Annotated in this window: 24 protein-coding genes; 22 read left to right on the top strand and 2 right to left on the bottom strand. The window is 46.4% G+C overall.

Annotated elements, in window-relative coordinates; genetic code table 11:
* From hemL to GJS45_RS07305, 22 genes are all read left to right on the top strand, one after another.
* Positions 1 to 1,287: a glutamate-1-semialdehyde 2,1-aminomutase gene (hemL, locus tag GJS45_RS07415; RefSeq protein ID WP_162340846.1), complete on the top strand. Its 1,287-nt coding sequence runs from the start codon at positions 1 to 3 to the stop codon at positions 1,285 to 1,287.
* A 462-nt stretch (positions 1,288 to 1,749) separates the two neighbouring features.
* Positions 1,750 to 2,925 (top strand): sensor histidine kinase, encoded by a 1,176-nt coding sequence (locus GJS45_RS07410; protein ID WP_162340845.1) that lies wholly within the window; start codon positions 1,750 to 1,752, stop codon positions 2,923 to 2,925.
* A gap of 7 nt (positions 2,926 to 2,932) precedes the next feature.
* Positions 2,933 to 3,361, top strand: a complete 429-nt coding sequence (locus tag GJS45_RS07405) for a response regulator (RefSeq protein ID WP_162340844.1) — start codon at positions 2,933 to 2,935, stop codon at positions 3,359 to 3,361.
* 91 nt (positions 3,362 to 3,452) lie between these two features.
* Positions 3,453 to 4,535 carry an AAA family ATPase gene (locus tag GJS45_RS07400; protein ID WP_162340843.1) on the top strand — a complete coding sequence of 361 codons (1,083 nt, stop codon included), beginning with the start codon at positions 3,453 to 3,455 and terminating at the stop codon, positions 4,533 to 4,535.
* Between the two features lie 130 nt (positions 4,536 to 4,665).
* Complete coding sequence (locus tag GJS45_RS07395; protein ID WP_162340842.1) at positions 4,666 to 5,244, top strand: O-methyltransferase; 579 nt, start codon at positions 4,666 to 4,668, stop codon at positions 5,242 to 5,244.
* A gap of 66 nt (positions 5,245 to 5,310) precedes the next feature.
* Complete coding sequence (locus GJS45_RS07390) at positions 5,311 to 6,213, top strand: NAD-dependent epimerase/dehydratase family protein (RefSeq protein ID WP_162340841.1); 903 nt, start codon at positions 5,311 to 5,313, stop codon at positions 6,211 to 6,213.
* A gap of 112 nt (positions 6,214 to 6,325) precedes the next feature.
* Positions 6,326 to 6,697: a DUF6567 family protein gene (locus GJS45_RS07385; protein ID WP_162340840.1), complete on the top strand. Its 372-nt coding sequence runs from the start codon at positions 6,326 to 6,328 to the stop codon at positions 6,695 to 6,697.
* Between the two features lie 225 nt (positions 6,698 to 6,922).
* The gene (locus tag GJS45_RS07380; protein WP_162340839.1) at positions 6,923 to 7,264 is read left to right on the top strand and encodes a hypothetical protein; all 342 of its coding nucleotides are present in this window, start codon (positions 6,923 to 6,925) and stop codon (positions 7,262 to 7,264) included.
* A gap of 56 nt (positions 7,265 to 7,320) precedes the next feature.
* A complete protein-coding gene (locus tag GJS45_RS07375) occupies positions 7,321 to 7,728 on the top strand; it encodes a DoxX family protein (protein WP_202928051.1) in 408 nt (135 codons plus the stop codon).
* A gap of 7 nt (positions 7,729 to 7,735) precedes the next feature.
* Positions 7,736 to 8,176, top strand: a complete 441-nt coding sequence (locus tag GJS45_RS07370; RefSeq protein ID WP_162340838.1) for a DsrE family protein — start codon at positions 7,736 to 7,738, stop codon at positions 8,174 to 8,176.
* 189 nt (positions 8,177 to 8,365) lie between these two features.
* Entirely contained in the window at positions 8,366 to 9,337 is a 972-nt protein-coding gene (locus GJS45_RS07365) for a hypothetical protein (RefSeq protein WP_162340837.1), read from the top strand.
* Positions 9,338 to 9,364: 27 nt separating this feature from the next.
* Positions 9,365 to 9,979: a DapH/DapD/GlmU-related protein gene (locus tag GJS45_RS07360; protein ID WP_162340836.1), complete on the top strand. Its 615-nt coding sequence runs from the start codon at positions 9,365 to 9,367 to the stop codon at positions 9,977 to 9,979.
* A 161-nt stretch (positions 9,980 to 10,140) separates the two neighbouring features.
* Positions 10,141 to 10,512 carry a hypothetical protein gene (locus tag GJS45_RS07355; RefSeq protein WP_162340835.1) on the top strand — a complete coding sequence of 124 codons (372 nt, stop codon included), beginning with the start codon at positions 10,141 to 10,143 and terminating at the stop codon, positions 10,510 to 10,512.
* Between the two features lie 1,049 nt (positions 10,513 to 11,561).
* Positions 11,562 to 13,358 (top strand): helix-turn-helix domain-containing protein, encoded by a 1,797-nt coding sequence (locus tag GJS45_RS07350; protein WP_162340834.1) that lies wholly within the window; start codon positions 11,562 to 11,564, stop codon positions 13,356 to 13,358.
* Between the two features lie 98 nt (positions 13,359 to 13,456).
* Entirely contained in the window at positions 13,457 to 14,497 is a 1,041-nt protein-coding gene (locus tag GJS45_RS07345) for an NAD(P)-dependent alcohol dehydrogenase (RefSeq protein WP_235954670.1), read from the top strand.
* Positions 14,494 to 14,865 carry a DUF6567 family protein gene (locus GJS45_RS07340; RefSeq protein WP_162340833.1) on the top strand — a complete coding sequence of 124 codons (372 nt, stop codon included), beginning with the start codon at positions 14,494 to 14,496 and terminating at the stop codon, positions 14,863 to 14,865. Before GJS45_RS07345 ends, GJS45_RS07340 begins: the two co-directional genes overlap by 4 nt.
* A gap of 22 nt (positions 14,866 to 14,887) precedes the next feature.
* Entirely contained in the window at positions 14,888 to 15,610 is a 723-nt protein-coding gene (locus tag GJS45_RS07335) for a DUF4386 domain-containing protein (protein ID WP_162340832.1), read from the top strand.
* A complete protein-coding gene (locus tag GJS45_RS07330; RefSeq protein ID WP_162340831.1) occupies positions 15,597 to 16,286 on the top strand; it encodes a DUF4386 domain-containing protein in 690 nt (229 codons plus the stop codon). The genes GJS45_RS07335 and GJS45_RS07330 overlap by 14 nt, the downstream gene beginning before the upstream one ends.
* Before the next feature lie 1,075 nt (positions 16,287 to 17,361).
* Positions 17,362 to 17,715 (top strand): hypothetical protein, encoded by a 354-nt coding sequence (locus GJS45_RS07320; protein ID WP_202928050.1) that lies wholly within the window; start codon positions 17,362 to 17,364, stop codon positions 17,713 to 17,715.
* A gap of 470 nt (positions 17,716 to 18,185) precedes the next feature.
* Positions 18,186 to 20,573, top strand: coding sequence for a penicillin acylase family protein (locus GJS45_RS07315; RefSeq protein WP_162340830.1), 2,388 nt, complete (start codon positions 18,186 to 18,188; stop codon positions 20,571 to 20,573).
* Positions 20,574 to 21,008: 435 nt separating this feature from the next.
* Positions 21,009 to 21,869: an acyl-CoA thioester hydrolase/BAAT C-terminal domain-containing protein gene (locus tag GJS45_RS07310; RefSeq protein WP_162340829.1), complete on the top strand. Its 861-nt coding sequence runs from the start codon at positions 21,009 to 21,011 to the stop codon at positions 21,867 to 21,869.
* Between the two features lie 603 nt (positions 21,870 to 22,472).
* Positions 22,473 to 22,712, top strand: coding sequence for a hypothetical protein (locus tag GJS45_RS07305; protein ID WP_162340828.1), 240 nt, complete (start codon positions 22,473 to 22,475; stop codon positions 22,710 to 22,712).
* A gap of 154 nt (positions 22,713 to 22,866) precedes the next feature.
* Here GJS45_RS07305 and GJS45_RS07300 read toward each other — a convergent pair whose 3' ends face one another.
* Positions 22,867 to 23,073 carry a helix-turn-helix domain-containing protein gene (locus tag GJS45_RS07300; protein WP_162340827.1) on the bottom strand — a complete coding sequence of 69 codons (207 nt, stop codon included), beginning with the start codon at positions 23,071 to 23,073 and terminating at the stop codon, positions 22,867 to 22,869.
* 2 nt (positions 23,074 to 23,075) lie between these two features.
* Entirely contained in the window at positions 23,076 to 23,636 is a 561-nt protein-coding gene (locus tag GJS45_RS07295; RefSeq protein ID WP_162340826.1) for a DUF2975 domain-containing protein, read from the bottom strand.
* Positions 23,637 to 23,830: the final 194 nt, after the last annotated feature.

The following is a 23,830-nucleotide window of genomic DNA, read 5'->3' as shown; positions in this document are numbered from 1 at the left end:
ATGATTACAGAGAAAAGCAAACACCTTTTTGACCAAGCCAAAAAATCCATTCCCGGAGGGGTGAATTCTCCGGTAAGAGCATTTAAAGCAGTCGGGGGCAACCCCCTGTTTATTTCTAAAGCAGAGGGTCCCTATGTCTTTGACGCGGATGGGAACCGGTTTATAGAACTAATTAACAGTTGGGGTCCCATGATACTGGGCCACAATCATCCGGAAGTACGGGAGGCCGTGATCAAAGCCATGGAAAAAGGTACTTCCTTTGGGGCACCAACTGCCATGGAGGTGGAAATCGCCGAACTGATTGTAAAGATGGTGCCTTCCGTGGAAAAAGTGCGGATGGTTAATAGCGGTACCGAAGCAACCATGTCTGCCATTCGTGTCGCTCGCGGCTATACCGGAAAAGAAAAGTTCATCAAATTTGAAGGGAACTATCACGGACATGGAGATAGCTTTCTGATTGCTGCCGGATCCGGAGCCGTTACCATGGGAAATCCCGATTCGCCAGGAGTGACCAAAGGAACTGCCAAAGACACCTTGCTGGCCCCCTATAACGATCTGGATAAGGTGAAGTTACTGGTGGAGGCTAATAAAGATGAAATTGCTGCGATGATTCTGGAACCGGTGGCAGGAAATATGGGCTGCGTGTTGCCGGAGCCCGGGTTCTTGGAAGGCCTGCGGAAAATCTGCGACGAAGAAGGCATCGTCCTGATTTTCGACGAGGTGATGACCGGCTTTCGGCTGGCACCGGGAGGGGCGCAAGAGGTGCTGGGAGTTACCCCCGACCTAACCACCCTCGGGAAAATCATCGGTGGGGGAATGCCTGTAGGAGCTTACGGAGGTCGCAAGGAAATCATGGAGTACGTGTCCCCGCAAGGTCCGGTGTACCAGGCTGGGACCCTGTCCGGAAATCCGATTGCCATGGCCGCTGGATTGGCCATGTTAAATCATCTAAGCAAAAACCCTTCGGTTTACACCCGTTTGGAAAATACCGGTAAAACCCTGGTGGGAGGCATTCAATCCACCATGGAGCGATTGGGACTCCCTTATTCCACCAATACCATTGGCAGCATGTATAGCCTGTTTTTTACCGAGCGGAAGGTACGAGACTTTGGGGATGCGCAGACCTGTGACACGACCTTATTTGGTAGGTATTTTAATGCCATGCTCCAGCAAGGAATATACCTGGCGCCTTCCCAGTATGAAAGTCTGTTTCTATCCACGGCCCTGGAACAAGAGCACCTGGATAAAATTCTGGAGGCCAATGAATCAGCGTTAAAGAATCTTTAAAGACAGGTATCCATTCTATTATTTGCCGTTTGTTATAAATACCCATACGGAACCTGGGTTTTAAACACCAGTTAATACCTGGTTATATTCAGCTGTTGAATGGATAAAACAACTTCAGTAACTTTTCACGCATTCGAAATTCAAGCTACGTTATTCTTTTCAGTCGTACCATGGAAATGGGGAGCCAACATGTGCTCCCGTGTGTTTGTCGATCAAATGAGCGTACATTTTTGGGAAACCTGTTTTTATTGAGGAAATTAGTTTTTCTGATTAAAAAGGCCATTCTTTACTGCTGTTGAGGTTCAATAAAATAGGGTGACGAAACTGGATACTAAATTGTGATAGCTTAATTTAACTTTAGAAATCTGGGATTGAGTCAGTTTCCATTGGGTATATACATCTAACTCTTTCAGTAATTTATTTATTAGTGTATATGGATGTTGCCAAATAACTCATTACAAAATGCAAATACCAGAGATACCCGTCAATGAGAAGCTCAGGCTCAGGGAATTAGAAGCCTACAAGATTATCGGAGCCGCCGAAGAAGATGATTTTGATTTTCTTACTTCCATGGCTGCTCAAATTTGCAAGACAAAAATTTCGCTTATCAGCCTGATAACCAATGAGAAGCAATGCTTTCTTTCTCATCATGGAGTGGAGGCAAAGGAAACCAGTAGAGATTATTCTTTCTGTGCGCATGCTATCAATACCCCGGATCAATGTTTTATAGTAACGGATGCCCGTCAGGATGTGCGGTTCTTTGACAATCCCCTGACCACCGGTAAGCCGCATGTGATTTTTTATGCAGGTATTCCCTTGATCAACAGCAATGGTTTTCCCTTAGGCACGCTATGCGTTATTGATGATCATCCAGCTCAGTTGACCGATGAGCAACTGACGCAGCTGCAACAGCTGGCAAGGCAAACGGTCAAGCTGTTGGAGCTCAGAAGGAGTCAGATTGATTTAGCGCAATTAAATGAAGAGCTGGAGCAGTTTGCTTATATAGCCGCACACGATTTGAAAGAGCCGCTGAGGGGAATCACTGCATCCTTGTCCGTGCTACAAAAAAAATACAGTGAACGATTGGATGAAAGGGCTCATGTGTATATCGATCATGCCTTCAAGAGTGCCAAAAGGATGAAAAAATTAATCACCGATATTCTTGATTTTTCTAATACCGGTAAGGTAGGTCAGGACCAAATAGACCTCAATGAACTATTGGACATTGTTTTTTCAACTTTTAATCAAGATCCTTCCAACGACGCAGTTAAACTTAGTAAATCCGATTTACCGGTACTGACTGGTGATACAAGTTCTTTCATTCAGTTATTCACCAACTTAATAGACAATTCCATAAAGTACCAGCCTGAAGGTAATGTTGCCGAAATCAAGGTTGATGTCTGTGAGGACGAGGCCAACTGGACCTTCAGCGTAGCTGACAATGGGATCGGAATTGCACCTGAACATCAGGGAAAAGTGTTTGAGGTATTTAAACGACTTCATACTGATACCGAATACAGTGGCTCCGGGATAGGCCTGGCAAACTGCAAAAAAATAGTGAAAGCCCTGGGAGGAAAAATTTGGTATGAAGATAACCAACCTGCCGGAACTATTTTTAAATTTACTTTACCTAAATGATAAAATCATGGGCAAGCTAATCATTTTATTGGTTGAAGATAATGAGGTAGATGCCTTTCTCGTAAGAGAGGCCATGGAAGATCAGGATTTTATTCATAAAATCTATCACGTTTCAGATGGTTCCAAGGCCATCAGTTTTTTAAAGAAAGAATACCCCTATGAGGATGCAGAAGAACCTCATTTGATTTTAATGGATATAAATATGCCAATTATGGATGGGCAGGAAGCATTGATAAAAATAAAGGGGATGGATGCTTTCAAACACATTCCGGTGATTATGCTGACCACCTCATCCAGGAAGGAGGATATTTTGAAGGCCTACAAAGGACAATCCAACTCTTATATTGTAAAGCCTGACGATATTTATGAACTAGATGCGATTGTAACGACACTTAAAAATTATTGGACCAACACAGTAAAACTCCCAAAGTCATGAGCATTTAGACCCCATTATTTTCGGGCTTAAATTTATACCTTTTAAAAAAGCGCAGCATCGAGCTATTGCAATCTCTGTCTCAAAAAAAGAAATGGCTGAATTAATAGATTCATTTGACTCTTTCAATGATTTTGAAAGGTATTCCTACTTTTCAGTGTGCTTTGATCAACTGCCTTCCAATTTGGGCTTTGAAACCCCGCTTAAAATGGATCGGGCACATATGGAATCCGTGCTGGAAGCGATCGACCTGGCATCGCAGGAGTTGGAAGTGGTTTTCAAACATTGGAATACCCAAGATACCAAAGTAGCTGACATTAGCGAAGATTTTCCCTACCAATACCTGTTGAAAAGCAAAGCCAAAAAATTGCTCATTTGGCTGTCCTTGGATTTAGACCAATTGTTTGTGGATACCCTGTATGATGCTTCTGATGTGGAGTTGGAAAACTGGGTGATCAAGACCAACCATAAACTAAGAAGCAAGTTTGGCCTGGACAAGGCTCCGGGCTTTAAAGTTTTGTCAAGAAACGATAACGGATTTTTCACCCAGGAGGTAAAAACAGACAACTTCGAGTGTGATATTCAAAAGTTGTATAACGATGACTTTGCCGAAATAAATGAACTTATAGAAGCCTCATTGGACATCGACAAGGCGGGGTTAATTTTGCTGCATGGGGTTCCGGGAGCAGGTAAAACCTCCTATATTAAAAACCTGATTAGCAGGCATCAGGAAAAGACCTTTATCTTTATACAGAATGAATTTATCAATGAATTGCTCCACCCCAACTTTATTTCCTTTCTTCTCAAAAACCAAAATGCCGTTTTAATAATTGAAGATGCGGAAAAAGTACTGACGAGCCGGGAACAGGTGAATGAAACCTCGGTGGTTTCTACGATTCTGCAACTGACAGACGGCTTGTTTAGTGACTATTTGAACTTTAAAATCATTTGTACCTTTAATACCAGCATCGATAAAATAGACAAAGCCCTGCTGAGAAAAGGCCGGATGATCGCATACTATGAATTCCAACCATTGGTTCCGGAGAAAGCCAATAAGCTGCTCAGCGAGATGAACTACGAATCTACCAACAATGCGATGACTCTCTCAGATATATTTAATTATCAAAAGAGGAATTTTCAACAGGCGAAAAAAGGATCCATAGGCTTTCGGAAGTAGGGCTCCTCTTTATTGGATTATTACCTAGAAAAATCCCGAAGGGATGCCATGGTTATAGAATATTCGATACCTATCGGTTGGCATTGCTAAACATAGCTGTATTGAGCCCCTCAAAAATAATAAGTGAAAGATGACGGAAGAGATGAATCAAAAAATCCCAAGTGCGTATGCCGGTATTGAAAGGGCAACCATTGATAATGGCTTTACAATGCCTTCTGACATATTGACCTGTTCGTTACTTAAAACGCTTGCGAGCTCAAAACCAGCGGGAAAATTCCTTGAACTTGGTACAGGAACAGGGCTCTCAACAAGTTGGATTCTTGACGGGATGGATAGGAACTCGACATTGATCTCGATAGATAATGACGAAATCTTTTTGGGCATTGCGCAGCAGTTTTTGGGACAGGATGAAAGGTTAAAATTAGTTCTTTCTGATGGCGAGGTTTGGGTGAAAACTCACCTCGACCAAAAATTCGATTATATATTTGCTGATACCTGGCACGGGAAATATTTACTTTTGGATGAAGTATTAGGAATGTTAAACAAGGGCGGACTTTACATAGTGGATGACATGGTACCTCAGGCAAATTGGCCCGAGGGACACCAGGAAAAGGCTGTCAATTTTGTAAACACTTTAGAGCGCAGAAGCGATTTGAATGTGACAAAACAGAACTGGGCAACAGGAATAATAATTGCGGTTAAAACATAATTCAGCGAAGGCCGCAGCGGACATTGGGTTCGCCTGATTTGGACTCAACAACAACGATTAAACCATATGACTAAGAAACGAATATTCTTCACCGGAGGATCCGGGAAAGCTGGAAAACACGTGATCCCCTACCTGCTCGATCAGGGGCATCGGGTGATGAATGTAGACTTGAAACCACTGGATCACCTGGGAGTAGACAACCTTATCGCCGACATTACCGATTCCGGACAGATGTTTAATGCCATGAGTTCCTATGCCGGCTTGGATGACCTGGAACCCGGAGGCGGAGTGCCGCCCTTTGATGCGGTGGTTCACTTTGCCGCCGTGCCCCGCATCCTGATCAACCCGGATAATGAAACCTTTCGGGTCAATACCATGGGTACCTATCATGTGATCGAAGCGGCGGTAAAGCTAGGCATCCGAAAGATTATCATCGCTTCCTCAGAGACCACCTATGGGGTTTGTTTTTCAGACGGCCCAACCGACCCCCACTCCCTGCCCCTGGAGGAAGACTACGACGTGGATCCCATGGATAGTTACGGGCTATCCAAGGTGGTAAATGAAAAAACGGCCCGCGCTTTCCAGCGAAGGTCGGGTGTGGATATCTATGCCCTCCGAATAGGAAACGTGATCGAGCCCCACGAATACCAGGAACTGTTTCCGTACTATTTCAAGCATCCCGAAGTACGCCGTCGAAATGCCTTTTGCTACATAGATGCGCGTGATCTGGGGCAGATTGTGGATTTATGCGTGAAAAAGGATGGACTTGGTTACCAGGTATTCAATGCCGGGAACGACCACAATGGGGCAATTATCCCCAGCAAGGAACTGGCTGAGCGGTTTTTTCCGGGGGTACCGGTTACGCGAGATTTGGAAGCGCACGAAGCCTTGTTTTCCAATCGGAAAATCCGGGAAATATTGGGATTTAAAGAGCAACATAACTGGCGGAAATACGTGAAAGGAGAATAAGTCTGGAAACCGCTAAGGGCTTCGGTACTGTTCATGTTGGAACCCAAGTTGTTTTCCAGTTACCTCCAAAAATCCATTCATTCTTAAAACTATTTTGCAAATAGCAACTACTATGAAAAAAACCAGAAATGTCATTCTTGGACTGGCACTTATTTTCGGACTAGGCTCCTGTGGGGTCAATCAGGCTTGGATACTCAACCAGAATCAAAATAATACCCAGGTGAATCTTGGAAGCAATAACTTCCAGGTACTGGGTCAGGTAAAGGGAGCCGCTGAGGTGGACTACATCTTTGTTTTCGGAGGACAGAAACGCAGAAATTTATTTAACGAAGCGTACTCTGCCATGATCGAGGAGGCCGATCTGACCTCGGGTTCGCGAACCATAACCAACATTCTGACGGAAGAGCATGTGGGTGGAGTCCCCCCGTTTTATTACAAAAGAACCATCACGGTGAGCGGCACGGTGGTAGAGTTTACCAGGTAATCCTTTCCCTCCCAACGAAAGCAGAAGTAGCAATAAGGAAGTTTCCGGGGGCATCAGCCTCCGGATATCTTTTTACAAATTGCTTTTTCGAAATTCTGCTGGTAGTTGTACTGGTTCTTGCTTCTACGCTTTTTTCTGGTAATTTTTTAAGGATGGGAAACAAGTAATAACCATGATGGCTGATTTACCGTAAACCTTGTTTAAATTAATGACAATTCTTCGGTTATGATTTTCTCTCTATTTGGATACAGGAAAATAATTGTTTTTGCGCTGGTAGCATTAATGGTTATTCCCTGTTCAATAAAGAGAGAATTTTCGCAAATATCATTTGTAAATACTTCCAATCAACCTACTCAAAAACAGAATAGAAATGCATGTTTGACTTTTTTTAAGCTGGAAAAGGAGCATAAAAAGGAAGAAAAACAAATCGATACCGCTAATTTTCGCCATTTTTCGAATGAAGCACCTATTTTATCCGGCCTTAAAACCAATCTTTTATTCCATTTTTATAATCAACAAAAAGAAAAAATTCCTACCTATCTTTTTTATCAACAATTTCTGATTTGATACCACCTTCCTGAATGAATAGGTGATTTAATATCAAACAAAGAAATGATCAAACAATGAACAAATCAATTGTGGTGAGTGGGATTTCCGTACTCCTGTTCCGAATAATGCTTAGCGGGATATTTATAGTGGCTGGAATTTCTCATCTGACCAATCCCGAGCAGGTCGCACAGCGCATACAGTCGGCTGCTTTCAGCTCTTTTGCCACTTTTCTTGGCGATCCGTACCTCTTAGGAATAATGACGGGTTACGTACTGTTTTCTGCAGGGGTAGCCTTCCTTTTGGGTGTTTACCCCCGCTGGACGGCGCTTACCTTATTTATGGTACTTGTTCCAATTACCATTACTATACAGCTAGGTAATGGGTTGATTCATGGGCCATTCTGGAAAAACATTGCCCTTTTTGGAGGGTTGTTGTTTTTCATCCTAAATAATCCAAAAGCGTACAGTATTTACAATAAATAAAAAAATAATGAAAATATACATGATCACATTTATAGCACTACTAACTCTAGGCCTGGGTCTGGCAAATGGACAAACGGCAGCGGCTATCAAACAAACCGAGCAGGCTGTCCGAAAGGATGGCAAGTATGCCATGTTGGTTCAGAAAGCCCAACATTTGAAGGCCGGAATAAAAACCGGTATTGTATTCAAATCCGAAAATGAAGAAATAGATTTTCAAATCGTGGCCTGCGGTATGCTGGTGAAGGAAATTTCTGAAGATGCGGAATTGCAAAAACTGATACAAAACACCGTGTCTGACCACGGCCTGAAAATTCTGGTCTGCGGGCTATCTATTCAGCAATTTGGAATTGATAAAACGCTGTTACCGGATGAGACTCCCATTACGGAAAACGGCCTGATCTACATGTTTGGATTACAGGAGTTGGGGTACAAGTCAATCACCCTTTAACTTCCTAGATTGTATGCTAGAAAAAACCAGTCACCATAGAGGGCTGGTTTTTTTTTAGTTTTGACCCTGAAACCCAAAACTGATGTTTTAGAATAGGGAAAAAGTACTTCTCTGCCTTTTTATAATAAAGTACCTGGGAATAGTTTATTATTGTTGTGTAACTTGTTTGATAAACAAAAATAATGGACAATGTACTCCGTACAAATTACACCTTTAAGCTCCATGGATACCTGGATTCCATTGCTTCAGGAATTGATCTGGCCAATTACCGTATTGCTTATTCTATTTTTTTTGAGGAAATACATCCCCCAGTTGGTGGATAGAACCACAAAGATCGGCGCAATGGGCGTCGAATTGGAATTTGAAATGGCAAAGGAATTTTCCTCCTCCTGGAGTAATGAATACGTAGGGGACATTCGAACCGGCGTAAAGTCCGACGATTTTTCCAGTGGCGTTATGGACCTGATGGAGCAATTCAGCAAAGCAGGCCGCTACGACTACGCAAGCATTGACATTTATGGGGGAAAGGCCTGGTTAACGTCGCGATTATATATTTTTTCAACGATCTTGTCAAAATTAAGGGTAATTCACTACTGGGTATTTGTTGATTCCCATGATTCCCTACACAAAAAATTTATCGGTTACGTGGATTCCAGAAGCTTGCGGTTGCAGTTGTCGGATCGTTTTCCGGTACTGTCCAGGGCCTATATGGAGGCATTGCTGGAGGTTTTTCCGGAAGGGGATATGCGCTTGAACGAGGCTGATACCTGGAAAATCACCCAATTGGTGCAGCAGTTTTTAAAAGGCATTCAAAAGGAATATCCACAGAAGGAAGGGCAGGTCATGGAGGGGGTTGGAGCCCAGGAGATAGAAAAGGGCTGGGTACTGCTGAAAGACCAGGTGACGCTGGAGAAGGCCCGGTTTCTGGACATCAACGAGCTGAGAGAGATCTGTGGAGAGTGGATACAGACGGATGCCATTCGAAGCCTGGAAACCAACTCAAAGGAGCAGTTAGCAGATAAAATCCTCCTTAGTAACGAGCGACTCATTCCCCAGGTTGACTCCGAAAATCGGTTTTTGGACATGGTGGATGTCGTCCATGCAAAAAGGAGCCTGATTAAAAAGAGGGTTCTGGGCGAAAAACCTGTTGCTAAGCCGTAAACCATCTCGATAAAGTAAAACCAATAAATGATTGATATCAAGGATTTTGTTTCGGATGTCCCCTCGTTTCTCCAAACAGAGGCCTATCGCCTGCCATGGAGGGTTGTGGCAGACCTAGAAGAAATCATCAAGCGAATGCTACCCCATCTTGGGCCGGATTACACGGTGGAAAATGGCATCGCCATCCATAAGACAGCTACTGTGGAAAAAGGGGTAACCTTAAAGAGCCCGGTAATTATAGGAGAAAAATGTCGGGTAGGGGCCCATGCCTATTTCAGGGAAGGTGTTTTTTTGGATTCTTCGGTGAAAATCGGGCCTTCCTCTGAGATTAAAAGCAGCCTGATTTTTTCCGGTACTGCCATTGCTCACTTAAATTATATCGGGAACAGCATCATTGGTAGCAATGTCAATTTTGAGGCAGGTTCCACTGCAGCAAATCACTATAACGAACGGGAGGACAAACGAATTCTAGTGCGTTTTAAAAATGAGTTTATGGATACGGGGCTGGAAAAATTCGGAGCCTTAGTTGGAGATGGTTCGAGAATTGGAGCAAACGCTGTTTTGTCTCCGGGAACTATTTTGCCTAAAGGCGCTATCGTAAAAAGACTGGAACTGGTCGAACAGGTCAAAGCTAAAATCTAATTAAATTTGCGACATGAAATCGAGCCTGCCTGAGGCATGACGAGATCGACACACAGAGGGATGATTATAATTGCGAGATTCTCCCGATTTAAGATCGAGACAGGCTATCCCGACCTTCGGCGCGGGACAAGTTGTGACCATTACAAGACAATTATAAACAGATGAAACGTATCATTTATATTTCAGGTATTCTAGGTGGATTGTTGTTGATCATTGGTCTCATCGGATGGATTGCGGCTGTTCCATTTGCGGAAGTATGGCTACTGGCAGGAGTCCTGCTGTTAGCCTTGGTATGCGTTCCGCTTATCATGGTAGACCGGTATCGGTATGCGAAAAGAATAGACCGAATTATAAAATCATACAAAGATACTCCGGCAAAAACTGAACGCCTAACGGCTGAAAAATCAAAATTCAAAGGTTGGAGCATGAACAATTCCCCCTTTCGAGAACGAAAATCCGGCCTTACATGGGGAGGCGGCAATGTAAAAGGTGCAAACGCAAGCAGAGGTAACAGAAGAAGGTTTTTAAAATAAGTAAGCAGACCCGATGACCTAAAGTGAGTCTTTTGATTCAGGCATTACGCAGAAAAATCAGGGTGTATCCCATATCTACGATTTTATGACAGGATGGCTGAAAAGAAAAGTCCGCCCAGCCCGCCTAATTTATCCAAAATGACTTTTTTAAGTACAAAATTCGATGGACACGGTGGGAATCCGTGCCACTCGACTACTAAAACGTAGCTTTAAATAGGGCTTAGGTGTATTTCATACAAACTAAATCCAACTACTTTTCTATTTATTCGTATATTAGATGCTTACGAACCGGAAAAGAGATGATCGTTCAGGGAACACCATTACCGACCTTTAATGAATTAATTGAGGTTTTGAAGCGCCAATTCTCAAATCACTCCGTTTACACTTTTGACTCGAAACCTCAAAAATCGATCATCGTACGAAAGTCTGCGCTGGTTGGCGTACAAATAACCGTTCGTGATAATGAAATTATCATCGATGCTTGTTGCCCAAACATTTTTATATCGGCCCTGATAGGTTTGGTAAGTACGGTTTTTCCGCCCTATCATCACTTCGAAATGAAGGTTACCGATTTCTTGAAAAACAAGTACAATCCAGGCCACGTTTGACCTGCCCCATTTGGGTAGCTATAACTGATCCAAAAGAAGTGGGCTGAAGCATTGGCCGTATTTCGCGAGCAGTAACCAAGCTGACAGGGCAGGTAATCGACCTGTATACCCGCTCCTCGCTCATCAGGTTTTTTTCGTTCAGCCCCATTTTTCTGGATTGTGGGTTGACCTTGCCTGAACTGCATCGGGAAGGTTTTTGTGGTAATCAGAAAGCATCGATTCGTTTCCTGGTCACTTGCATCAGGTTATTCGAAAACGGTGGCATTTAGTACAGTAAAACCGCACGATTACGATGTGTAAGCGGTATTCGAACGGTCGCTTAAAACGGACGAGGGCTACGCCAACCCGGACAGATCGCCGCCTTTTCAAAAAAAATCAATAACTTAGATCACTTATTTACTGCTTTCAACCGTAGGCCTGCCAGCGCAACGAAACCGAACGATGACCCATCCAAAATCCATTGCTGTGTTGCCTTTTGTCAACATGAGTCCCGGAAAAGAGAACGACTATCTTTGCGACGGCATAACGGAGGAAATCATCCATGCACTGGCTAAAATCGAACAGCTGAAAGTGACTTCCCGGACTTCCAGTTTCTTCTTTAAAGGACAAAACCGGCCGCTGACAGAAATAGGCCGTGAACTGGATGTGGCCAACCTACTCGAAGGAAGCCTGCGGGTAAGTGGCGATCGCTTGCGCATTACCGCTCAGTTGATACATGTTTCGGACGACTCCCACTTCTGGTCCGAAACCTGGGATCGAAAGCTGGAGAATATTTTTGCCATTCAAGATGAAATCAGCCTTCGGATTGCCGACAAGCTGCGCGAACACTTCGGCCACCTGGAGATTGCCGATCAGCTGGTGCAGGCACCTACCGGCAAGGTGGAGGCTTACCGACATTACTTGCAGGGGAAATCACTTTTTAACAAGTGGAATCCCGAAGACGTACATCAGGCTATTGGCCATTTTGAAAAGGCGCTTCAGTCCGATCCGGACCTGATCGATGCGCATACCGGACTGGCTGACGCGTACAGTTTTTTGGCAGTAGCCGGCTTTGCTCCCCGTGATCTGGCCTGGAACAAAGCCATCGAGTCCCTTCAGCGGGCCAAAGCCCTTGATCCCCAAAATGCGCCACTTAACTACCTCCTCGCCAATCAGGCTTTCTTCACCGAAGCTGACTTCGGACAGTCCATGCAGTTTGGCCGGCAAGCCATCGCTAGTAAACCTACCTATGCCGAAGGGCATCAGTTTCTGGCGTTTCTTTTTATGCTTAGGGACGATTTGAAAAAGGCAGGGGAACATTTGGGTTACGCCCGATCCATTGATCCGCTAAATCCGGAAACGAAATTTTACCAGGCGTACTTTCTGTACCGCTCTCAATCTTTCGATCAGGCGGAGGTTTTGCTCCTGGAACTATTGGAAGCCAATGCCAAAAACCTGCCAGCGCTTATTACCTTAATCTATGTGCTGCTAAAAAAGGAGGCATTTGAGCGGGCAGAGCGGCTGATTTTCGACGGTCCCCAAGACGGCATCATGCCGGATGAAAAGTTGGGCCTGGCCTGTCTGCTTTGGGTCATGCAGGGGAAAGTCGAGGAGTATCGGAGATTGTTGGCCGAATTGGAAGCGAATGCTTCCGGGGATACATCTTTTCAGGCGCATGCCTATCTGTTTCTGGTATATGGAGTGCTGAACGAAGCCAAAAAGGCCTTTACCGTCCTGGAAAAACTGTTTCTGCACCGCTCTTCCATTCTTTTACTTTCCTTTGGCGATCCGCTCGCAGCTCCCTTGCGGCGCAGCCCCGAATTTTCGGTCTACCAGAAGCGGATTTTTGCCCTACCGAACCCTCCAGTCAGGGCTTTCAAGCGGAACAGTGCAGAACTAAGCGAAGCCGACGCAATCAACTACCTCCAGATATTGGAGGGTTTTATGGAAACAGAGAGCCCCTTTCTTGACCCTTCCCTTTCCCTTCGGTCCCTTGCCAACCAACTGGAAATGCACCCCAACCAGCTGTCCTGGCTACTGAATGAAAAGCTGGGCAAAAACTTCAACGCCTACATCAACGGGTTCCGGGTCGCCCATTTTATAAAACTGCTGGCAGATCCCCGCAATGCAACCATTTCCCTGATCGGACTTGCCTACGAGAGTGGCTTTAATTCCAAAACGGTATTCAATACGGTATTCAAGAAAGAGACTGGCATGACGCCCAAAGAATTTCATAAAAACAGCGGTTTATCGGATTAATTGGTTCCAAATTATAATTCCGAACCCCTTTTCACTTTTCCCGAACCTTTGTGACGCTTCATTGGCCCAACTTTGTTCCGAATCAACAAGGTAATGTCATGAACAACGAGAAAATGGAAGCCGTCAGGGCCACAGGGTACGGCCCCGCTTCCATCCTGAAAGTAACGCAGGTAGCCAAGCCCCACCCGGCGCCGGATGAAGTGTTGGTGAAAGTGATCACCTCATCGGCTACGACAGCCGACGCCATGATGCGAAGCGGCAAGCCCTGGTTGGCACGTCTTTTTCTGGGGCTACGAAAACCAAAAAACGCCATACCGGGAACTGGATTTGCCGGATACGTAGCGGAAATCGGAAGCCAGGTGCGGCACTTCCATGTCGGGGACAGGGTTTTTGGTGAGACCACCCTTGGATTTGGTGCCAATGCAGAATACCTGACACTAAAGGCCAGAGGAGTCTTATTGCCCCTGCCGGAATCATTGGGTTTTTCGGAGGCAGCCACCTTCTGTGATGGCCACCTGACGGCCTATAATTACCTAAAGCGTCTCGGTCAGGTAAAGCCTGGAGATCAGGTTTTGATTAACGGCGCCTCCGGAAGTCTCGGCACGGCTGCCGTTCAAATTGCCAGGCACTTGGGTGCCGAAGTGACTGGAGTCTGTAGTGGCAAAAATGCAGGCTTGGTGAAATCCCTCGGAGCCAGCCATGTGGTGGACTACATCAAAGAGGATTTTACGCGGAGTGAAAGCAGGTATGACCTCCTGTTTGATACCCTGGGCAAACGCTCCTTCACAGACTGCAAGCGAGTGTTGAAAGAACAGGGCACCTACTACTCCCCGGTACTCAAATTTTCCCTGCTGATGCAAATGCTGTTTACCCGGTTTTTTTCTTCTAAAAAGGCGGTCTTTGAAGCGACCGGTTTACTTTCCGACGAACAACTTCGCGGCCTATTGGCTGAGGTGCTGGAGCTCCAGCAAGCAGGCAAGCTCCGGACGGTGATAGACCGGCAATATCCACTGGCCAGGCTTTCCGAAGCACACCAATACATCGACTCCGGCCACAAAAAAGGGAACCTATTAATTATTAACTCGGATGACTTTACATCCTTTCAATCCAATTCAATTCTAAAACAACAAACAACATGAAAAACGTACGAAATGCAATTATTGCCCTGACGGTAGTTTTCGGGCTGGGATCTTGTGGGGTCAATCAGGCCTGGATTTTAAACCAAAACCAAAACAGCACCGAAGTACACCTGGGAGGCAAAAATTTTGAGGTACTGGGACAGGTAAAAGGATCGGCATCGGTCGACTACGTATTGATTTTTGGAGGGACGAACCGGAAAAGTCTCTATAACGAAGCCTACGCAGCCATGATAAAAGAGGCAGATTTGACCTCCGGTAGCCGTACCCTTACCAATGTTCTTACCGAGGAACATGTGGGTGGGGTCCCACCCTTTTACTACAAGCGAACCCTAACGGTGAGTGGAACGGTGGTGGAATTCACCCGATAATTTGTTTTGAACCTATTTGGAGATGAATCGACTATTTGAAATCGCGAAAAAGAGAGCGTACATGAGGCAAACGGGCCTCATGTACTTGCTGGTAATCGTTTTGGCAGGCTTCAGCCAGGGGTACATCCGGAGCAGTCTGATCGTTCCGGAAGACGCGCTGGCCACCTCCATAAATATTGTAGGGGCGGAAGGGCTGTTTCGCCTGGGGTTAGTACTTGATTTGATTGCTTTTTTGTTGGATGCGATCATTTCCATTTGGCTGTACCGGCTGTTTCGTCCCTATGGGGAGACACTTGCGCTGACGGCAATGGTGTTGCGGCTACTGGCTCATCCGGCGATAGGCAGCTTGAATCTGCTCAATCACTACCTGGCCTTACAAGCAGCTCTGGTACCGGATTTCCTGGCTGGATTTGATGCGAATCAACTGCAGTCCATGAGCCTGCTGTTTATGGAGGCGCACCGGATAGGATACCTGATCGCCGGCGTGTTTTTTGGGTTGCACTGCCTGCTATTGGGGCTGTTGCTGCACCGGTCACCGTTGCCCGGTCTCCTGGGTACCTTGATGATACTGGCTGGAATCGGATACGAAATGGAATCGTTTGGCGATTTTCTATTTCCCGGAAATGAAGAATGGCTGGCCCTGGTCGTGGGGGTTACGGCGGTTCTGGGAGAGGTAAGCCTTACTGGCTATTTTTTGAAAAAGGGGTTGTTTACCAATAAATTGAAAGTGGATGAAGTCAAGTAAACGAAAATTGGCCCTTTTTTCCGGCCTGGCCCTGATCGCCATGGCCCTGGCCGCCGGTTACGCTTATGGCTATGTGTACGGGGGACTGATCGATATGAACCGCCCGGAGGAAACCTATCGAAACCTGCGGGTTTCAGGTACGCTATTCCGCTATGGAATGGTGGCATGGGGAGCGATTGTGCTGTTGGATCTGTTGGTAGCAGGCAGTTTGTACGGATTCCTGAAAGAAGTCCATCCCCGGCTTTCGGCACTCACCGCCCTGATCCGGGCACTATATGCATTCATATTGCTGGTGGCAGTGGCCCATTTGGTGGAGGCGCTTGCCCTGGCGGAAGCCGCTGCAGGTGCCACTGAAGTCTTGCTGGCGTTACAGGGTTTTGAAGCGATCTGGTCCCAGGGATTGATGCTCTTTGGATTTCACCTGTTCGGGCTGGGGATATTGTCTATCAAAGCAAGGTTCGTCCCCTCTTTTTTTGGCTGGTTGCTGCTTTTTGCCGGGTGTTGTTACACGGGCATCCACCTGGCTAAAATAATGCTTCCCGGCTATGCGGAACAGATTGCATTGATCGAAATGATCGCAAGCCTACCCATGGCACTTGCGGAGATCGGTTTTGCCTTTTGGCTGGTTTTCAGGGGTGGGAAGCGGCTTTCTTTCCGACAGGTTAAAAGCATGTGATGAAAATTATGAATCAAATGAGCGTGTTTTTATTCAAAATGGTTAATTTACCGGTACTCTATAGTAAAACTCAAGCGCTGAAAGCGCGAAACAACTATTTCAGGACGAGTCAAAATAGTCTCGATTCCGGCCTCCCAAACCCTGTAGGGGCGAAATATACTTGTCTATCCCAACGCCGGTGTGCAGGAAGATATCCCGCCCCTACAGGGCTCAGGCAATTTGAGGCTTTCTAAATCGATGGGCTGCACCCATCGCTAGGATATGACGCACTTTCAGTGCTAGAATTAATTGAGTCAGCAAACAGACCCGCTCGAAAACCGGATATCTGCCCATTGAACAGTAACGAATACCAGCTCTATAGAAAAACCCAAGTGCTGAAAGCGCGAAACACTGCAGCACAGAATGTAGCCCAGTGATAAATAGTCTCGATTCCGGCCTCCCAAGCCCTGTAGGGGCGAAATACACTTATTTATACCAAAACCGGTGTGCAGAAAGATATCTCGCCCTCCAGGGCTACCAAAACGATCGATGTCCTTGCCAAGATGAAGGCTCGACAAGTGCCATGATGATACAAGATTGGGAAATTGGTCAACTTTATTGGAATTCGTTAAAAAGGCAGGGTGGCGATGAAAGACTTGCTTGTGAAGGTATAAGGAAGAAATACATCGATGATTTCGCAAGAACTAAAGATCTGTATTTTTTTCTTGGAACCACGAAACTTCATCATAACACGGCACCAAACCCATTTGTAATTATTGGAACATTTCACTCAAAACCAATAACTAAAACGTCTTTGTTTTAGTGGAAGTGCACAGAGACCTAAAAAATGCCAAGAATGAATACGCGGATTGAGCATTTGGAAAGATCAATGCAAAACAGAAACTTAGTATTGTCTGGCAGCTGGGGCCCAAACTCATTTTAGCTAGACGAAACGTAGATTGACCCGAACATTTTACGAAAAAAGACCATGGAAATTAAAAATCTTAAAAAACGAACAGCCATTGCCGAAAATAAGAAAACCAATGCGGCGCATGCTCGCTTCGAGGAACTTCTGTTGGCATGACGCGCAAAGGAATTGCCCGATGAAACCATCGCCGAAATTAACGATGGAATTGATCAAATGAATGCCGTGTCGGACTCCGCTCAGGCCTGGCAAAAGGCACGTAAGAAAGTTCAATTTCACATCATTCAACGAATGGAACAAAAACACCGACTGGTCACGAAAAACCATTACCGCAATAAGTGGTTGGCACTTGGAATGGCTATATTTGGGTTGCCGCTGGGTGTTGCACTAGGATCCAGCCTCGGTAACATGGCTTTTTTAGCCATCGGACTACCCATCGGGATGGTTATCGGGATGGCCATTGGCGCCGGCATGGATAAAAAAGCAGGAGAAGAAGGCAGGCAACTTGACTTCCAAATCGAATAAGGCACCAAGCACAGCTCTTTGCTGCCCCCTTCAGCCGTCCGACCTGGTAAATCAACGAAATCCCTCCTGCAAACGGTTTGTACTGAGATGGCTCAAACTGGCCAGAACCGAAAAAACAAGGAAAAAAAAGAATCGAGCAACTGGCAGAAATCCGCGGCGAATCCTACCTGGAATTCCTGAAATCCTTGCCCTGAGTACCTCCCGCTAAACCAAACAAGCGCTTCCGGCACCCCTTGCGCCGAGTACCCGCTGCCGTTGGCCAATCGGTATTTTTGGCGTATATTGAATGCAGGGAAAAAAGAGAGCCCCTTACTTCGGAAGCTTCCTGTAGTAGTGATTGCCTCCATTTGGCGCAAAGGAATGATCCTTGTCCATTCTGGGCTAATGAAGGGGCTTTGCAGAAGGGGTTTTTTGCAATTCCGGGTTCGCCCGTTTTCCCCCTTACATTCACCGTACCAACCAGAAAATTCATGAGAGTAGTTGCGCTTGCCTTTCTATTGCCCTTCCTTGGGGCCTGCGAATCCGAAGATACCGAAGGGATCCCGCTTCCCGGCCTGCAGGAACCCGTCGAGATCGTCCGCGACCAATGGGGTGTCAACCACATCTATGCCAACAACCAGCACGATTTGTTTTTTGCGCAGGGCTATGCCGCCGCCAAGGACCGCCTTTTTCAATTTGAGATCTGGAGGCGGCAGGCCACCGGCACGGTAGCCGAGATCCTGGGAGCGGCGGAATTGCAGCGGGACATCGGCACCCGGCTGTTTCGCTTTCGGGGAGACATGCAAGAGGAAATGAATCACTACCATCCCGAAGGAGAGGCGATCATCACCGCTTACACGGACGGCGTCAATGCTTACATTGAGGAAATCCGGTCCAGGCCCGATGAGCTTCCCCTGCCGTTCCAAATGCTGGGTATCCTGCCGGAAAAATGGACACCCGAGGTGGTGATTTCCCGGCACCAGGGGCTTTTGGGCAATATCAACGAGGAACTGGACCTGGGGCGAGCCGTGGCGCGCCTGGGGGATGCGCAGGTCAAAGACCTGAAGTGGTTTCATCCCAAAGACCCCGATCTTGCCCTGGATCCGCAGATCGAGCCCGAATTACTCTTTGACGATATTCTCGCCCTGTACAATGCCTACCGAAAACCCCTTGCCTTCAAGCCCGGCGATATCCTGCCCGAATACCGTAATCCAGCGATCGGAGACGCAGCCGAAACGGCGCCGATTCCAGAGGAGGCTCCTTTTTCCCTAGGCAGCAACAATTGGGTGGTAAACGGTTCGCGTACCGCCGACGGGCATGCTTACATGGCCAACGATCCGCACCGGACCCTAGCCGTTCCCTCGCTCCGTTACATGGTGCATCTGAACGCCCCCGGATGGGATGTGATCGGGGGAGGGGAACCCGAGATCCCGGGCATCTCCATCGGACACAATGGCTATGGAGCCTGGGGGCTGACTGTGTTCCGAACGGATGGGGAAGACCTGTACGTGTATGACTTGAATCCCGATAATCCGAACCAATACCGGTACGATGGCGCCTGGGAGGACATGGAGATCCTTACCGAGACCATCCGGGTGAAGAACGGGGAGGACGAGGAAGTGGCGCTCCGCTACACCCGTCACGGACCGGTTACCTATGTGGACTCCGTGCACCGCAAGGCCTATGCCGTACGCTGCGCCTGGCTGGAACCCGGAGGGGCTCCCTACCTGGCCTCCCTGCGCATGGACCAGGCGAAAAGCTGGGAGGAATTTCGGGAAGCCTGCGCCTACAGCCATATTCCGGGCGAAAACATGGTCTGGGCAGACAAGGGTGGTACCATCGGCTGGCAGGCCGTGGGGATTGCGCCCATTCGCCGGAATTTCAGTGGCCTGGTGCCTGTGCCGGGAGATGGACGCTACGAGTGGGAGGGTTACCTGCCCATCCCCCAAAAGCCCCATACCGTCAATCCCCCGGAAGGCTACTTTGCTTCCGCCAATCAGAACGTGACACCTGCCGACTATACCCACTGGGAGGCCATCGGCTTTTCCTGGGCGGATCCCTTTCGCGGCGATCGGGTGGAGGAAGTGCTGAAAGCCGGCAATGCCCTGACGATGGAAGAAATGAAAGCCCTGCAGGTGGACTACCACAGCATCCCTGCCCGGAGGCTGGTACCTTACCTGCTGGCCCTTCCCCTTTCCGGCAAGGCGGCGGAAGCCCGGGAAAGGCTCCGGGACTGGGATCATAGCCTGGACCCGAATTCCATCCCGGCCGCCATCTACGTGGCCTTTGAAAATGCGCTGATGCGCCTGGCTAGCGAACGCTTGGTGCCGGAAGCCGGAAGCGAAACGATTGGCAGGGTACAGCTCAAGAAAATACTGGATTGGATCGCCGCGCCGGATAGCCGTTTCGGTCCCGACCCGGAGGCCGGCCGCGACCGCCTCCTGGCAGATGCCTTTGCGCAGGGGCTGGCCTACCTGGAAGAAAACCTCGGCGAGGACCGGGACAACTGGCAGTACGGGCAGGAGCGGTTCAAACATGCGTATCTGGTGCACAGCCTGGGAACGCTGAGTACCGAGGAGGTGAATGCCCAACTGAACCTAGGTCCGATGCCGCGGGGCGGCAATGCTTACACGCCCGGCTCCACGGGGGGCAACAACCGGCAAAGTTCCGGTGCTTCCTTTCGGATCATTGTGAATACGGGAGATTGGGACGCCACCCAGGCCAGCAATGCCCCCGGGCAGTCCGGCGATCCGGACAGTCCCTTTTACGGCAATTTATTCGAAACCTGGGCCAGGGACGAATACTTCCCCTTGTATTATTCCCGGGAGAAAATCGATTCCGTGGCGGTCGACAGAACCCTGCTGGGGCCCGGGAGGTAGAGGGAATGGGTGCATGGACTGAGAAGCAGTTAGAAGGGTTTTTTTGAGGTTTTGTACGTATCGTTTGGTATTTTCCCTGCTAAAAGCGAACAGTCTGCCGGTTTTTGCCTCCGAATTTCTTAATTTGACAACGGCAAGCCGGGGAAGCTTTGTTGGATATAGTGCGGATACACGCAACCCCGTTGTGGAACATCGCTTTATTCGGATGATATCGGTAATTTGAGAACCGCTTATCTCTAATCACGTTATTAAATTGAACTTAAAGAATAGAAAAGGGAATTAATAATTGGATTTTTGTATGACGTAATTGGGATAAGAGCCATTCGCAAAGAAAAGAACTTTACCAAAAAACTAATGATGGTCTTGGGTTTTCCAATAGTTGGCTTTCTTTTGATTGTGATTTTGCTATCAATCTAATTTTAGGTCATTTTAAAGATGAAAAAGAAGATCGCAATAGGAATCGGGCTGATTAGTTTGGTATTGGTATTATTTATCACACTATCCCATTTCGTTCATCCTAAGAATCATGGGGTAGTTGATTATAAGTTGTTTTTATCTGCTCAGGAGAAAAGACCAATGGTTGTCGCCTTTGGTGGCAGCGAAGGAGGAATGGTGTATGCAGATAAAGAAACTCAGATTCTTAGAGACAGCATTCTTACCCTCGGGTACCATTTTCTTGCCGTAGGTTATTTTGGCACTCCAAATACTCCGAAGGAATTAGACAGAATCTCCCTTGATGCCATTTATGACACGATTAAGAGTGTCAGTCAACAACCTATGGTTGACCAAGGCCGAATTGCAGTTTTTGGAGGATCAAGAGGTGGCGAACTTGTGCTTAACTTAGCGTCAAGATTTAATGAGATTGATGCTGTAATTGCAATTTTACCACCTAATGTATCCTTACCTTCAAGATGGGGATGGGGTGAAACTGCTTCATGGTCATTTAAACAGGAAGAAATACCTTGGATATCTGCATCTGAAGAATCCTTGGACTTGATAAACAATGGTGATTTCTACGGTGGATTCAGCAGGATGATTGAGAATCAAAAGGCCATTATTGAATCTGAAATAAAGGTTGAAAGGATAAATGCACCTATCCTTTTCATTTCAGCTTCTCAAGATGAAGTTTGGCCTTCTACTTTGATGTGTAACAGAATGGTGGAGAGACTTGAAGGGAACAATTTTCAGCATTTTTATGAACACATAGAACTAAAGGGAGGCCATGCTGAATTTACAAGAAATCATGGACTGATTCTGGCATTCTTGAAACAGCATTTTCCAATAAAAAACCGATAACAATGGCTAAAAGCAAGCGGGCGGAAAGTGTTAAATCGAAAGAGATTACCTCAATAAACTTTTGTCGTAGCGGACAGCGAATTGAGTTTTATGCCCGCCTGCTCTTAGCCTTGGCCGTTATACAAAATTCTAGGGAACCACAAATTTCCTACTTTTAAGGTAATCCGCATTGGACCTGCTATTGCTGGCAGGCTGGAGATCCATGCCAGCCAACTTTTCCGGTTATTGGAGGATGGATTGGGTAGTAACGTTAACGCGTTCCTCAACCAGTATCACGTGCAGGTAGTCAAGGATTTGGCCAAACTTCTTAAGATTTCACACCCACCACTGATGTCCATAGGCTATAATAGCTGGGTTTTTCATTCCAAATACGTTTTTAGTACGTATTTCAAAAAGGAAATCGGCGCTATACCTAAGGAGTTTTTATATGGTTGATTCCGTTTTACTGTCTTTTATTGGTTCGGATAGGTAATTCCGAACCTATATTTGAGATTCCGAACCTTGGCGCAGCATAGCATGTGCACCTTTAATCTCGAATTAAAACGAAGACAATGATTGACAGAAAAACAATTAACCGGATTTCCATAAGCGTACATCTTATCAATGCAATTGCTTCGATGGATACTGCCACCACAGCCTGACAACGAAGAGGCCGCAGATTATTTACGGTTGCACGTAGGACAGGCTAATCCGTACATCGAATGGGTAGTGGTTCGTCCCGACAGTTTGGTAGACAACGAAAAGGTATCAGCGTATGGTACCCACCGATCACCGACGGGAAGTGCGCAATTTAATCCGTATAAAAGACGGCCGTCCGTTCTAACCATAAAAACAAATGGTTGAAACATTTGATTTCTACCAAAATATCCCAACTGAGATTTTTGGATATTTCACCTCTATTACCGTTGCCGCTAGGTATTCGGTTGGCGATTACTTCTGTATCAGAGTGGCCTTTGTAGTTCCTATATAGTTAAAACTTAGCCGAAATTAAATTACCTCAATCCTTCACAAACTCCAGGATATCCCCCGGCTGACAGTCCAAGGCCTTGCAAATTGCTTCCAAGGTGGTAAACCGTACAGCTTTTGCCTTACCGGTCTTAAGGATGGAAAGATTGGATAGGGTGATATCCACCTTTTCCGAGAGTTCGTTTAAGGACATTTTCCGTTTTGCCATCATGACATCTAAATTTACGACAATGGGCATGGTTAAACAGTTAGGTCGTTATCGGTTTGGATTTCTACACCGCGTTTGAAGACCAACGCAATGGCATAGATAACCGCACCCATAATCAGGTATTCAAACGCCCCACCCAAGAATCCACCGAGAGCAGGACTATGCATCGTTCGGGAAGACAACCAATGAAAATACCCGGAGGCTATTATGATTAAAATACCTACCTCAAGGGTAACTCTGCCAATTCTGGAAATAAGGACTGAAACTTCCCTACTGAAAGGATGAACGAGGTCAATGGTCAGGAAAACCTGGATTACCAAATAGAAAATATAGGCCTTAGCTACCAAAATTCCCAGTAGCAAGGACACGGCCCCCAGGTAATATCCCGTATGCCATTCCCTGGCCACCGACAAATTCAATCCCTGGTAAAGGTCTTGCGCCACCGCCGGATTGAAGAGGCTGTATATGAAGGTAAACAACAAGGTTCCGCCTTTGATACATATTCCTATAAAAATAGACCAAATTACGATGGTGAGTAACATCAATACAGGTTGGGTTTCCCACTTATTTTTCCAAGCTTCTTTCCAGTTCATTGTCTTCGGGGGTTTATTTTTCAAATAACAATAAATATTTATTGTTAAACAATAAAAAATTGAATTAATTTAAATATGCTTCCTGCTAACAGGGTCTGGTTTCTCGGGAAGAATGGGTTTAAATGCTCTGCATAAATGTCTCCTATGTTGAAAAGCAAACAAAACAGCTAAAATTCCACATACTTTTCCATTCT

The sequence above is a fragment of the Cyclobacterium salsum genome (genome assembly GCF_010119245.1).
GTDB classification, from domain to species: domain Bacteria; phylum Bacteroidota; class Bacteroidia; order Cytophagales; family Cyclobacteriaceae; genus Cyclobacterium; species Cyclobacterium salsum.
This window is presented reverse-complemented; position numbering and strand designations above follow the sequence as displayed.